Origin of the sequence: Corallococcus sp. EGB, assembly GCF_019968905.1 — a bacterium.
Lineage (GTDB): Bacteria > Myxococcota > Myxococcia > Myxococcales > Myxococcaceae > Corallococcus.
In genome coordinates this window covers 1,835,860-1,848,201 of sequence record NZ_CP079946.1, presented here as the reverse complement: position 1 = coordinate 1,848,201, position 12,342 = coordinate 1,835,860, and the positions used below count along the sequence as shown (strand labels likewise).

Genomic DNA, 12,342 nt, shown 5'->3' with positions numbered 1-12,342 from the left:
GGGTGGGATGCAGTGCCCTATGGGTCTGGGATGCCATCCCCCCGCCGTGGCAAGACGCCGTCTCCTCCCACTGCTCCGGAGCCTGACGCCCGGGCGCGCCTCATCGCCGCTGGCCAGCGCGTGTTGGGGGAACGGGGCTACGACGCCGCGACGGTGAAGGAGGTGGCGCGCGAGGCCGGGGTGAACCAGGGCCTGGTGCACTACTACTTCGGCAGCAAGGACGCGCTGCTGCTGGCCGTCACCCAGGAGGCGAGCCGCCAGTACCTGTCGGAGCTGGAGCGGCTGCGCGCGCAGACGCCCGCGGCGGAGCTGGCGCAGACGGCCTTCACCTGGGGCGAGAAGCTGGCCACGGACGCGCCGGGGACGTGCCGGTTGCGTTACGAGCTGTTCGCGCTGGGCCTGCGCAACAAGGAGCTGACGCCCGCCGTCGCGCAGCTCTTGAGCCAGGGCGACGCGGAGATTGCCCGCACCGTGGCCCACGTGCGCACCGGGCACGACACGGCCCCCTCCGCCGAGGACCAGCACTACGCGGTCATCATCAAGGCGTGCGTGGACGGGCTCGCGCTGCACCACCAGTTGGACAAGAGCTTCGACCCGCTGCCCGTGTACTCGCTCCTGCGGCGGATCATGCTCGCCAGCATCGAGCAGCCCTCCCCGCCCCGCGCGCCCGCGCGCAAGCCGAAGGCCCAGGGCCGGCGGGGCACGCGCCCACCGCGCGCTCGCAAGGCGCCGGGCCCGCGCCGCCGCTGACCGTCCGGGCATCCGGGCCCGCAGCGCCCGCATGACAACAGACACTCAACATTCAGTGGCCTCACCAACCCGGCGGGGCGCAGGATGCCGCGCATGGACTTTCAACCCTCCGCCAGGACGACCGAGTACCTGGAGCGCGTGAAGCGCTTCATGTCTGACCACATCGAGCCGGTGGAGGGCGACTACCTCCGGGCCCTGCACGCCATGGAGGCCGGCGGTGACTGGCGCCAGTGGAAGGTGCCGCCGGTGATGGTGGAGCTCAAGGCGCGCGCCAAGGCCGAAGGGCTGTGGAACCTCTTCCTCCCGGACGCGAAGCTGGGCGCGGGCCTGAGCACGCTGGAGTACGCGCCGCTCGCGGAAGCAATGGGCCGCAGCTTCATGGCGCCGGAGGTCTTCAACTGCAGCGCCCCGGACACCGGCAACATGGAGGTGCTCTGGCGCTACGGCTCTCCGGAGCAGCAGGAGCAGTGGCTCAAGCCGCTGCTCGCGGGCGACATCCGCTCGGTGTTCTGCATGACGGAGCCGGACGCCGCGTCGTCGGACGCCACCAACATGCAGGCCACCGCCGAGCTGGACGGCGACCACGTGGTGCTCAACGGCAAGAAGTGGTGGTCCAGCGGCCTGGGACACCCCAACGCGAAGGTGGCCATCTTCATGGGCCGCACGTCGCAGGCGGGCGCGGACCGCCACCACCAGCACTCCATGGTCCTGGTGCCGTTGGATGCGCCGGGCGTCGAAATCATCCGCATGCTGCCCGTGTACGGCGACCATGACGCCCCGCACGGCCACGGCGAGGTGCACTTCCACGACGTGCGGGTGCCGGCGTCCGCGCTCATCTCCGGGCCGGGCATGGGCTTCGAGATCGCCCAGGGCCGCCTGGGTCCGGGCCGCATCCACCACTGCATGCGCTGCATCGGCGCGGCGGAGCGGGCGCTGGAGCTGATGATCGACCGGGGCATGGGCCGCACCGCGTTCGGCAAGCCGCTCATCAACCTGGGCGGCAACCGCGAGCGCGTGGCGGAGGCAAGAATCGCCATCGACCAGGCGCGCCTGCTCACGCTGTACGCGGCGTGGAAGCTGGACGAGGTGGGCGCCATGGGCGCGATGACGGAGATTTCGGCCATCAAGGTCGTGGCGCCCAACGTGCTCCAGCAGGTGGTGGACGACGCCATCCAGGTGCATGGCGGCGCGGGCGTGTCGCGCGACACGCCGCTCGCGGGCTTCTTCGCCCAGGCGCGCAGCCTGCGCATCGCGGACGGCCCGGACGAGGTGCACAAGGGCGTCATCACCCGCATCGAGCTCGCGAAGCGCGGCTTCAGCAAGGGAGGTTGAACATGACGGCTCCGGTCTCCATCCCCCTGGACGAGGGCAAGGCCGTGCGCTCCGGCGAGGCGCTGGACGTGCCCGCGGTGGACGCGTGGCTGAAGGCCCAGGTGCCCTCGCTCCAGGGCACGCCGGAGGTGACGCAGTACACGGGCGGTGCCTCGAACTGGACCTACCGGCTCAAGTACGACAACCGCGACCTCATCCTGCGCAGGCCGCCCGCGGGCACCAAGGCGAAGTCCGCGCACGACATGTCGCGCGAGTACACGGTGCAGCAGGCGCTCAAGCCGGTGTACCCGGTGGTGCCCACCATGGTGGGGCTGTGCCAGGACCCGGCCGTGCTGGGCACGGAGTTCTACGTGATGGACCGCATCCCCGGTCTCATCCCGCGCAAGCACCTGCCCAAGGGCCTGGATCTGGACAAGGCCCGCACGCGCCAGCTGTGCCTCAACGTGGTGGATCAGCTCATCGCGCTGCACGGCGTGGATCCACAGGCGGTGGGCCTCCAGTCGCTGGGCAAGGGCCCGGGCTATCCGCAGCGCCAGATTTCCGGCTGGTCCGACCGCTACGAGAAGGCGCTCACCTGGAACGTGCCCCGGATGACGAAGACGCGCGAGTGGCTGGCCGCGCACGTCCCGCCGGACATCAAGACGTGCGTCATCCACAACGACTGGCGCTTCGACAACGTGGTGCTCAAGCCGGAGGACCCCACGCAGGTCATCGGGGTGCTCGACTGGGAGATGGCCACGCTGGGCGACCCGCTGATGGACCTGGGCAACACGCTGGCCTACTGGGTCCAGGCGGACGACGACGCCTTCCTGCGCATGACGCGCCGGCAGCCCACGGACCTGCCCGGCATGCTCACGCGCGAGGAGGTGGTGGCGTACTACCTGGAGCGCACCGGCCTGAAGCCCGCCAACTGGACCTTCTACGAGGTCTACGGCGTGTTCCGGCTCGCGGTCATCGCGCAGCAGATCTACTACCGCTACCACCACAAGCAGACGCGCAACCCGGCGTTCAAGAACTACTGGCTCATCGTCAACTACCTGGCCTACCGCTGCCGGCAGCTCATCAAGAAGGCGGGAGGCTGAGAGATGGGCGTGCTCTACCTCATCCGCCACGGCCAGGCGTCCTTCGGCGCAAAGGACTACGACAAGCTGTCCGACGTGGGCGTGGAGCAGGCGCGCGTCCTGGGTGAGGCGCTGCGCGCGCGGCTGCCCCGGGTGGACGCCGTGGTGACGGGCACGATGCTTCGCCACCGCGAGACGGCGGACGCGTGCCTCCAGGCCATGGGCCAGTCACTGGAGCCGGTGCGGACCGCGGGCTTCAACGAGTTCGACCACGAGGAGGTCGTGCAGCGGCACACGCCTCGCTACGCGGACTTCGCCGTGCTGCGCGAGGAGCTGGCCGCGATGAAGGACCCGCGCCGCGCCTACCAGGACCTGTTCACCCAGGCCGTGGGGCGCTGGGTCGCGGGCGGACACGACAGCGAGTACCGGGAGTCGTGGAGCGCGTTCAAGGCGCGCTGCCTGGAGGCGCTGTCGGTGCTCGTCGCTTCACTGGGGCCCTCCAGGACGGCGCTGGTGTTCACTTCCGGCGGCCCCATCACGGCCATCAGCCAGGACCTGCTGGGCATCCCGGATGAGCACGCGTTCCGGACGAACTGGACGCTCGCGAACTGTGGAATCACCAAGGTCATCTACAGCGAGCGGGGCAGGTATCTGTCCACGCTCAACGAGCACGGACACTTCGAGGGCGAACACCGCGCGCTCATCACCTACCGCTGAGGTGGGGGCTCGCGTAGCGTGGGCCCATGACGCGGTGTCTGCTCAATATCGACCTGGGAGAGCTGCCCGGGGAGGACGAACAGCTCTACGCGCTCGCGCACCTGGCGAACATCGCCTGCGGAGGCCACGCGGGGGATGCGGCGTCCATGCGGCGGGCGCTGGAGCTGTGCGAGCGCCACGGCACGCTGGCGGGCGCGCACCCGTCATACGCGGACCGCGAGGGCTTCGGACGCAAGGCGCTGGACGTGGCGCCGGAGGTGCTGCGCGCGCAGGTGGCGGAGCAGTGCGGACAGCTGGCCGCATTGGCTCGCGAGCGCGGGGTGCCGGTGCGGCATGCGAAGCCGCATGGGGCGCTGTACCACGCGGCCAACAAGTCCCCGGCGCTGGCGCGCGCGGTGGTGGACGGCGTGGTGGAGGCGCTGGGCACGGACGTCACGGTCGTGGGGCCCGGCGCTGGCGCGTTGAGGGACGCGGCGCGGGCCGCGGGGCTCGGGTATGCGCGCGAGGGCTTCGCGGACCGGGGCACGCTGCCGGACGGTTCGTTGATTCCGCGCGGCCAGCCCGGCGCGGTGCTGACGGACGTGGGGCTGGCGAGGGAGAACACGGTGAGGCTGGCCACGGGCGGCACCGTGGACACGCTCTGCGTGCACGGTGACACGCCCGGCGCGGTGACGCTGGCCCGCGAAGTACGCTCGATGCTCGACGCCCTGGAGCAGCCCCCGGAGCCGCTGGGGGACAGCGCGCTGCGGCTGGTGTTGCCGGAGGCGGTGGACCGGAGCCTGGCGCGCGAAGTCCTGTGCGAGCTCCCGGGCGTGCGGGACGCGGTCATCACCGAGGCCCACGCCTGCGTGTACTTCGACCCGGCGGCCCCTCCTGAGCTCCCCGCGCTCGCCCTGACGCGGCTGCGCGTGGCGCCCATCGTGAACGTGGAGCATCCGCTCCTCCGCATCCGCGTGCGCTACGACGGCGAGGACCTGCCGAAGGTGGCCGAGCACGCGGGCCTGACGGTGGAGGAAGTGGTGCGGCGCCACACCGCGCGCGAGTACACGGTGCGCTGCGTGGGCTTCCTGCCAGGCTTCGCGTACCTGGGGGACGTGGATCCGAGCATCGCGTGTCCCCGGCTGCCGGTGCCGCGCACGCGGGTGCCGGCGCTCGCGGTGGGCATCGCCGGAGGACGCACGGGGGTGTATCCGTTCGCGTCGCCGGGAGGCTGGAACCTCGTGGGCACCGCGCTGGACTTCACCGCGTTCGACCCCACGCGAGGCGCGGTGCTGCAACTGGGCGACCGCGTGCGCTTCGAGCAGGTGGAGGCATGAGGGCCTTCCGGCCGACTCCGTCTCAAACCTGTCCGACAGTCGGACAGGTCTCCGCGGCACGGTCGCAAGGGGGCCCCTCATCCAGGACGAGAGCCCAGGTGGGCCCTCGTCCTTCGGAACCTGTCCGACTGTCGGACAGGTTCTTGCGGGGTGCCGCCGCCGGGGAGCCTCCCAGAACTCTCACCTTCTCATCCTCGGGGACAGCAGCCATGTCCCGAGACCTGGACCTGACCTCGCGGGGTGAAAAGGCATGAGCGCGTGGATCGAAATCGTCGGCCTGGGCGCGCCCGCGACCGTGCAGGACCAGGGACGTCCCGGCGTCATGCATCACGGCGTGCCGCCCGGCGGAGCGTGGGTGCCGGAGCTGCTGAGCGCGGCGAACCGCGCGGTGGGCAATGCGCCCGGCGCGGCGGCGCTGGAAGCCTTTGGACGGCTGGAGCTGCGCGCCCGAGGCCGCCACGTGCGCGTGTCGCTGGATGGCGAGGCCCCGACCCTCCTCTCGGACGGAGCCATTCTCACGGTGCCCGCGCCCAGCCGGTACGCCGTGCGCTACGTGGCCGTGGACGGCGCGCTCGCGGTCCCCGAAGTCCTCGGAGGCCAGGGCACGCTGTGGGTGGCCCGCCTCGGCGGCTGGGAGGGCCGGCCCCTGCGCACCGGGGACACGCTCCCGCTGGGGTCTCCCACTTCGCCGGGCACCGCCCCCTCCGAAGCCGACCTGTCGCGTCTCACGCAAGCCCTGGACCCGGCCGCCCCGCTGCGCGTACTCCTGGGCCCGGATGCGTCCCACTTCAACGACGCGGCCGTGGCGCTCCTCCTGGGCGGCACCTTCACCGTGTCGCCCTCCAGCGACCGCGTGGGACAGCGGCTGGACGGACCTCACGTGCCCCACGGCGACGAGGGCACGGGGACGTCACGGCCCATGGTGCGCGGCGCCATCCAGGTCACCCTCTCCGGCACGCCCATCGTGCTGGGCCCGGACCACCCCACCACCGGCGGCTATCCGCTCATCGCCGCCGTCATCCGCGCGGACTGGGGCCGCCTGGGGGCTCGCCGCCCGGGCGCCCCGGTGCGGTTCCAGGCCGTGCCCCTGGAGGTCGCCCGCGACGCCTGGAAGAACCACCCCGCCCGGCCAACCGGGGCACCTCCGGCCCCCACCCGGCCGATACGGGGGGCATGACTCCCACGTGGGCCTCGAAGCAGTCCGGCGTGAGCATCCGCCAGGAGGACATGCCCAAGCCCTTCGTGGACGTCCTCAAGGGCGGCGGCGGCGAGGCCCTGTCTAAGGTGGACGACCCGCTGCGCAAGCTGGGCCTGCCCGCCATGCCCACCGCGACATCGCCAGGGCCGGCGCGGACACGCTCGACAACGTCAGCAAGGCCATTGGCGACGGCGACGAGTTCGGCCACGAGTTCGCCCGCTTCGTGGAGACCATCCGGGGCGACATCCTGGACGGCTTCCCCTCCGACAAGCCGCTGATCAAGGACGCCTTTCGCGCCAGTCGGATCCGCACCTCTTCGACCAGCCCTTCGGCAAGGAGGCGCACGACCCCGTGGCCCCCTCCCGTCCACGCCCGGCCGCACCCGCCGTGGCGTAGGGCCCGCGCTCCCTGAGGAGAGCCCCGTCGCCGTGAATTCGCGGCGGCCCGCTGCGTCCATCCTGACATCCGACGCACTTGAAGGAGCCCCATGTCGAAGTGGCTGCTGGCAACGATGGCGCTGTCCCTCCCGGCCCTGGCTCACGCAGGCGGACCCCACGGCAACCCCGTGGAGCAGGCCCATGACCGGCAGGAGCTGCGGCAGGACGCGCGCGAGGCCCGGGATGACTATCAAGACCTGCGCCAGGTCGAGTCACTGCTCGCCCGCTACGACTCCGCCCGGGGCCGCGGCGCCCGCCGCGACCTGCTCCAGGTGGAGCAGGACCTGCGCGGCTACGTGGCGTCCGAGCTGAACGAGTCCCGCCGCGAGCTGGCCCAGGACAAGCAGGAAGCGCGCGCCAGCGCCCACGAGGTGCGCCGCGACGGCTACCGCTACGACGACCGCAAGGACCACCGCGACGACGTGCGCGACGTGCGCCAGGAGTCCCGCGCCCTGCGGCAGACGCGCTCCATCGCCCAGGAGCTCAACGGCCTCTACGGCCACATGGACAGCGGGAGCCTCACGCGCAAGCGCATGCTCATCGCCGACCTGGTCCAGCTCGCCCGCGAGGAGACGGCGCAGAACCGCCAGGAGATGCGCGAGGACCGCCGCGAGGCCCGCGAGGACAGCCGCTGGCACTGATGCCGGAGAGGTGCGCGGGTGACACAGCCGCGCCGTGCGTCACGCGTCCTCGGCGGCCGTGAAGCCCTCCAGCCGCGCGATGCCCAGCTTCTTCATCCGGCTCTGAAGCGTGGACGGCTTGAGCCCCAGGAGCGCCGCCGCGCCGCCCTCGCCGTAGACGCGGCCCCGGGTGAGAGCGAGCACCCGCAGGATGTGCTCGCGCTGCACCGCCGCCAGCGTGGGCACCTTCGCTCCGGGCTTCATCGGCTCCGGGGACCCCTCCACCGCCGCGGACACCTCCCGCACGCGCTCGCCCCCCGGCAGGTCGAAGGACTGCGCCGTCAGCTCCTGGCCTCGCGTGAGGATGGTGGCCCGCTCCAGCGCGTTCGCCAGCTCGCGAAGGTTGCCCGGCCAGTCGTACGCCGCCAGCCGCGCCAGGCCTGACGCCGTCACCCGCATGCCCCGCCGCCCCGTGCGCTTCGCCTGCTCCTCCAGGAGGAACACGGTGAGCTGCGGCAGGTCCTCGCGCCGCTCGCGCAGGGGCGGCAGCCGCAGCGGGAAGACGCTCAGGCGGTAGAACAGGTCCTCGCGAAAGCGCTTCTGGGCAATGGCCTGGTGCAGATCCACGTGCGTCGCCGCGAGGATGCGCACGTCCGCCCGCACCGTCTTGTCGCTGCCCACCGGCTCGAACGCCTTCTCCTGGAGCGCGCGCAAGAGCTTCGCCTGCAGCTCCACCGGCAGTTCGCCAATCTCATCCAGCAGCAGCGTGCCCCCGTGCGCCATCTGGAAGCGGCCCGCGCGGTCGCGGTTCGCGCCGGTGAAGGCCCCCTTCACGTGGCCGAACAGCTCGCTCTCCAGCAGGCCCGCGGGGATCGCCGCGCAGTTGAGCGACACGAACGGCTGATCCGCCCGCGCGCTCCAGCGGTGGATGGCCCGCGCCAGCCGCTCCTTGCCCGTGCCCGTCTCGCCGGTAATCAGAACGGGCGTGTCCGTCTCCGCCACCTGCCGCGCGCGGCGGGCCAGGTCGCGCATCACCGGACTCAAGGAGGTCTCCAGGATGCCCTCCGAGTCCCCGCCCAGCTCCGACTCCAGGAGCTTCGCGTGCTCGTGGTCCTGGCGGTGCAGCCGCTCCATCACCGCGCGCTGCTCCGCGCCCTGGAGCGCCGTCGCCAGCATCTGGCCGTACACCTCCACCAGGTCCACCACCGGCTGGGCGTACGTTTCACACTGCGCCCGGTCCAGGGTCAGCACGCCGTAGCAGCGCTCCCCCGCGCACAGGGGCACCACCATGCACGCGTGTCCCGCGGGCAGGTCCAGCACGCCGTCGAACGGATCTCCGTCCCCGTGCGAGTGGTCCTCCTCCGTGAAGGCCCGCGCGCGCCGCGTCTCCAGCGCCTGCTTCAAGGAAGGGAAGTCCGACAGCCGCAGCGAGTGCTTGCGCACGGCCTGATTGGCGAGCGGTCCACGCGCCGCCACCGCCTCCAGCCGCCCCTCCTTGAGGAGGAACAGCGTGGCCAGGTCGAAGGGCACCACGCGCGACACCCAGTCCAGTCCCCGACGAAGCAGCTCCCCCACACCCTCTTCGGCGGTTGCCAGCTCGACCAGCTCCCGAGCATCCTGCGTCACTTCCGGGTGGCGCCCCATCAGTTCATCCGGCATGTGTTACCGATAATAGCGGCCCACCGAAATTGCAGTGGCGAAAGGCACCGAGATTTCGTTATGCACCAGCCCGGCGTCACCGACCCGTCGGTGCGCTTCACAGGAGGAGTCGTAACCTCCTGGAATCACAACAGCTGAAGCATTGGCACGGTGGCTGCTTTACCCCGCAGCAACTCATAACCTCTGGGGTGGACCACGGTGGCCCGCCCCCATTCCCAAGGAGTCGAATCCCATGCTGACCGTTGGCGACAAGCTTCCGAACTTCAAGCTGAAGGGCACCGTGAGCCTGGAGAAGAACAAGGAGTTCCAGGACATCTCCAACGACACGTACAAGGGCAAGTGGATCGTCCTGTTCGCGTGGCCGAAGGACTTCACGTTCATCTGCCCGACGGAGATCGCGGAGTTCGGCAAGCACAACAAGGACTTCCAGGACCGCGACGCGCAGGTGCTGGGCCTGTCCACCGACAGCGAGTTCGTGCACCACGCGTGGCGCACGCACCACCCGGATCTGAAGAACCTGCCCTTCCCCATGCTGGCGGACATCAAGCGCGAGCTGTCCAGCGCGCTGGGCATCCTGCACAAGGAGGAGGGCGTGGCCCTGCGCGCCACGTTCATCGCGGACCCCGAGGGCATCATCCGCCACGTGTCCGTGAACGACCTGTCCGTGGGCCGCAACGTCAAGGAGACCGTCCGCACGCTGGACGCGCTCCAGACGGACGAGCTGTGCCCGTGCAACTGGCAGAAGGGTGAGGAGACCCTCACCTCCAAGCTGCAGAAGGCGGGGTAAGCACTCATGGCTTCGCTCGAAGTCGTCCGCAGCGAGCTCGCGGACGCCCACAAGGACACCCGCCTCAACCTCTCCGCGGTCCTGGAGGGGGGCAGCCTCACCCCCGAGCAGCGCTGGGGGACGGCTGTCGCGTGCGCCTTCGCCGCCCGGAACGAGCGGCTGAAGGAGGCCATGCTCAACGAGGCGAAGCAGGCACTGGGTGACAAGGCCACGCCGGTCATCGAGGACGCGCGCGCGGCGGCCTCGCTGATGGCGATGAACAACGTCTTCTACCGATTCCGTCACATGGTCGGGAAGGAGTCGTACGCGACCAAGCGGGCCGGGCTGCGGATGAACCGGCTGGCCCAGGTGCTGACCAACAAGGTGGACTTCGAGCTGGTCTGCCTCGCGGTCAGCGCCATCAACGGCTGCGAGATGTGCATCCAGTCGCATGAGAAGGTCGTGCTGGAAGGCGGCCTCTCCGAGGAGCACGTGCACGATGCGGTCCGCATCGCGAGCGTCATCCACGCGGCGGCGGTTGGGCTGGAGTCCTAGTCCCCTCGTCGTTATCTCCATGCGGTGAGCGGCGCCCTCCGGTGGAAGACACCGGGGGGCGCTGTCTTTTCGCTTCCGGCGTCCCACCCCTCACCCGAAAGGAACGTGTCCGTCATGGCCCTCTACAAGAGCCCGAGTCCCCTCTCCGAGCAGGCCCGCACCGCCATCGCCGCCACCCTCAACGAGCGGCTCGCGGATGGGTTGGACCTGCACTCGCAGATCAAGGTCGCCCACTGGAACATCAAGGGCCCGCAGTTCGCCGCGCTGCACCCGCTGTTCGAGACCTTCGCGGTGAGCCTGGCCAACCACAACGACTCCATCGCGGAGCGCGCGGTGACGCTGGGCGGGCGCGCCTATGGCACCAGCCGCCATGTGGGCAAGCACAGCCACCTGCCGGACTATCCCCAGGAGACCTCGCGCGACCTGGAGCACGTGAAGCTGCTGGCCGAGCGCATCGAGGTGTACCTCAACGGCCTGCGCGACAGCCGCAAGGCGGTGGAGGGGCACCAGGACACGGACACGGTGGACCTCTTCACGGGCATCATCACCGAGTTCGAGAAGCACGCCTGGTTCCTGCGCGCCTCCCTGGAAGGATGATGCTGGAGGCTGCACGGGAGCAGGGGGCGCGCTAGCGTAGGCAGCGTGAGCGACAGCGTCCCCCTGCATGCGTTTCGCACCGTGCCCCGCACGGGCGTCATCTTCGTCACCGCCGAGGCCTCGCGCCGCGGCTACCGTCCCGGCGACCCGGACTGGTGCAACCTGGGCCAGGGTCAGCCGGAGACGGGCGACCTGCCAGGCGCCCCGCCGCGCGTGCACTCGGTGACGGTGGACATGGCGGACCAGGAGTACGCGCCCGTCGCGGGCCTCTGGGAGGTGCGCGAGGCCATCGCGGGGCTCTACAACCGGCTCTACCGCAAGGGGATGCCGAGCCAGTACAGCGCGGAGAACGTCTGCCTGTCCGGCGGTGGCCGCGCGGCCCTCACCCGCGCCGCGGCGAGCCTGGGGAGCGTGAACCTGGGCCACTTCCTGCCGGACTACACCGCGTACGAAGAGCTGCTGGACGTCTTCAAGGCGTTCACCGCCATCCCCATCCTGCTGGAGGGCGAGCGCGGCTACGCCTTCACGCACGAGGACCTGCGCCGGGAGGTTCAGGGCCGCGGGCTGTCCGCGCTGCTCTTCTCCAACCCGTGCAACCCCACCGGCAAGCTGGTGCAGGGGGACGAGCTGGCGCGGTGGGTGGGCGTGGCGCGCGAGCTGGAGTGCTCGCTGCTCATCGACGAGTTCTATTCGCACTACGTCTGGACGGGCCGCCCGGGCGTGCTGCCGGTGGAGAGCGCGGCGCGGTACGTGGAGGACGTGAACCGCGACCCGGTGATTCTCTTCGACGGGCTCACCAAGAACTGGCGCTACCCGGGCTGGCGCATGACGTGGACGGTGGGGCCCAGGCAGGTCATCGACACGGTCTCCAGCGCGGGCAGCTTCCTGGACGGCGGCGGCAGCCGGCCCCTGCAGCGCGCGGCGATTCCGCTGCTCCAGGAGGACACGGTGGTGGCGGAGACGCGCGCCATCCACCACACGTTCCGGGAGAAGAGGGACCGGTTCCACTCGCGGCTGGAGCGGCTGGGCATCCGCACGGACCGGGCGCCGGACGGGACGTTCTACGTCTGGGGCAACCTGTCCGGGCTGCCCGCGCCGCTCAACGACGGCATGGCCTTCTTCCGCGCCGCGCTGGAGCACCAGGTCATCACCGTGCCCGGCGAGTTCTTCGACGTGAACCCGGGCAAGCGCCGCGCGCGGGCCTCGCGCTTCCGCAACTACGTGCGCCTGTCCTTCGGCCCGTCGTGGGAGACCCTGGACAAGGCGCTCCAGCGGCTGGAGGCGCTCGTGATGAAGCACACGCCCGGCGCTCCGTGACGGCGGGCGCGCCCCGG

General features: G+C 70.9%; 12 protein-coding genes. 11 read left to right on the top strand and 1 reads right to left on the bottom strand.

Annotation, left to right across the window (positions count from 1 at the left end; genetic code table 11):
* Positions 1-30: 30 nt before the first annotated feature.
* From KYK13_RS07640 to KYK13_RS07610, 7 genes are all read left to right on the top strand, one after another.
* A complete protein-coding gene (locus KYK13_RS07640) occupies positions 31-750 on the top strand; it encodes a TetR/AcrR family transcriptional regulator (RefSeq protein WP_223643194.1) in 720 nt (239 codons plus the stop codon).
* A 93-nt stretch (positions 751-843) separates the two neighbouring features.
* Positions 844-2,082: an acyl-CoA dehydrogenase family protein gene (locus tag KYK13_RS07635; protein WP_223643192.1), complete on the top strand. Its 1,239-nt coding sequence runs from the start codon at positions 844-846 to the stop codon at positions 2,080-2,082.
* A 2-nt stretch (positions 2,083-2,084) separates the two neighbouring features.
* A complete protein-coding gene (locus KYK13_RS07630) occupies positions 2,085-3,164 on the top strand; it encodes a phosphotransferase family protein (RefSeq protein ID WP_223643190.1) in 1,080 nt (359 codons plus the stop codon).
* A gap of 3 nt (positions 3,165-3,167) precedes the next feature.
* Positions 3,168-3,860, top strand: a complete 693-nt coding sequence (locus KYK13_RS07625) for a histidine phosphatase family protein (RefSeq protein WP_223643188.1) — start codon at positions 3,168-3,170, stop codon at positions 3,858-3,860.
* Between the two features lie 26 nt (positions 3,861-3,886).
* Positions 3,887-5,176 (top strand): LamB/YcsF family protein, encoded by a 1,290-nt coding sequence (locus tag KYK13_RS07620; RefSeq protein WP_223643186.1) that lies wholly within the window; start codon positions 3,887-3,889, stop codon positions 5,174-5,176.
* A gap of 250 nt (positions 5,177-5,426) precedes the next feature.
* Complete coding sequence (locus tag KYK13_RS07615; protein WP_223643184.1) at positions 5,427-6,353, top strand: biotin-dependent carboxyltransferase family protein; 927 nt, start codon at positions 5,427-5,429, stop codon at positions 6,351-6,353.
* A 508-nt stretch (positions 6,354-6,861) separates the two neighbouring features.
* A complete protein-coding gene (locus KYK13_RS07610) occupies positions 6,862-7,452 on the top strand; it encodes a hypothetical protein (protein ID WP_223643182.1) in 591 nt (196 codons plus the stop codon).
* A 39-nt stretch (positions 7,453-7,491) separates the two neighbouring features.
* On the opposite strand, the gene KYK13_RS07605 is transcribed toward KYK13_RS07610, so the two are convergent.
* The gene (locus tag KYK13_RS07605) at positions 7,492-9,090 is read right to left on the bottom strand and encodes a sigma 54-interacting transcriptional regulator (protein WP_223643180.1); all 1,599 of its coding nucleotides are present in this window, start codon (positions 9,088-9,090) and stop codon (positions 7,492-7,494) included.
* A 232-nt stretch (positions 9,091-9,322) separates the two neighbouring features.
* On the opposite strand from KYK13_RS07605, the gene KYK13_RS07600 reads away from it, so the two are divergent.
* The 4 genes from KYK13_RS07600 (at position 9,323) to KYK13_RS07585 (ending at position 12,325) form a co-directional block, all read left to right on the top strand.
* Positions 9,323-9,877 (top strand): peroxiredoxin, encoded by a 555-nt coding sequence (locus KYK13_RS07600; RefSeq protein ID WP_223643178.1) that lies wholly within the window; start codon positions 9,323-9,325, stop codon positions 9,875-9,877.
* 6 nt (positions 9,878-9,883) lie between these two features.
* A complete protein-coding gene (locus KYK13_RS07595) occupies positions 9,884-10,411 on the top strand; it encodes a carboxymuconolactone decarboxylase family protein (RefSeq protein ID WP_120605839.1) in 528 nt (175 codons plus the stop codon).
* A 114-nt stretch (positions 10,412-10,525) separates the two neighbouring features.
* Positions 10,526-11,008: a DNA starvation/stationary phase protection protein Dps gene (gene dps, locus KYK13_RS07590; RefSeq protein WP_223643176.1), complete on the top strand. Its 483-nt coding sequence runs from the start codon at positions 10,526-10,528 to the stop codon at positions 11,006-11,008.
* Between the two features lie 45 nt (positions 11,009-11,053).
* Entirely contained in the window at positions 11,054-12,325 is a 1,272-nt protein-coding gene (locus KYK13_RS07585) for a pyridoxal phosphate-dependent aminotransferase (protein WP_223643174.1), read from the top strand.
* Positions 12,326-12,342 lie beyond the last annotated feature (17 nt).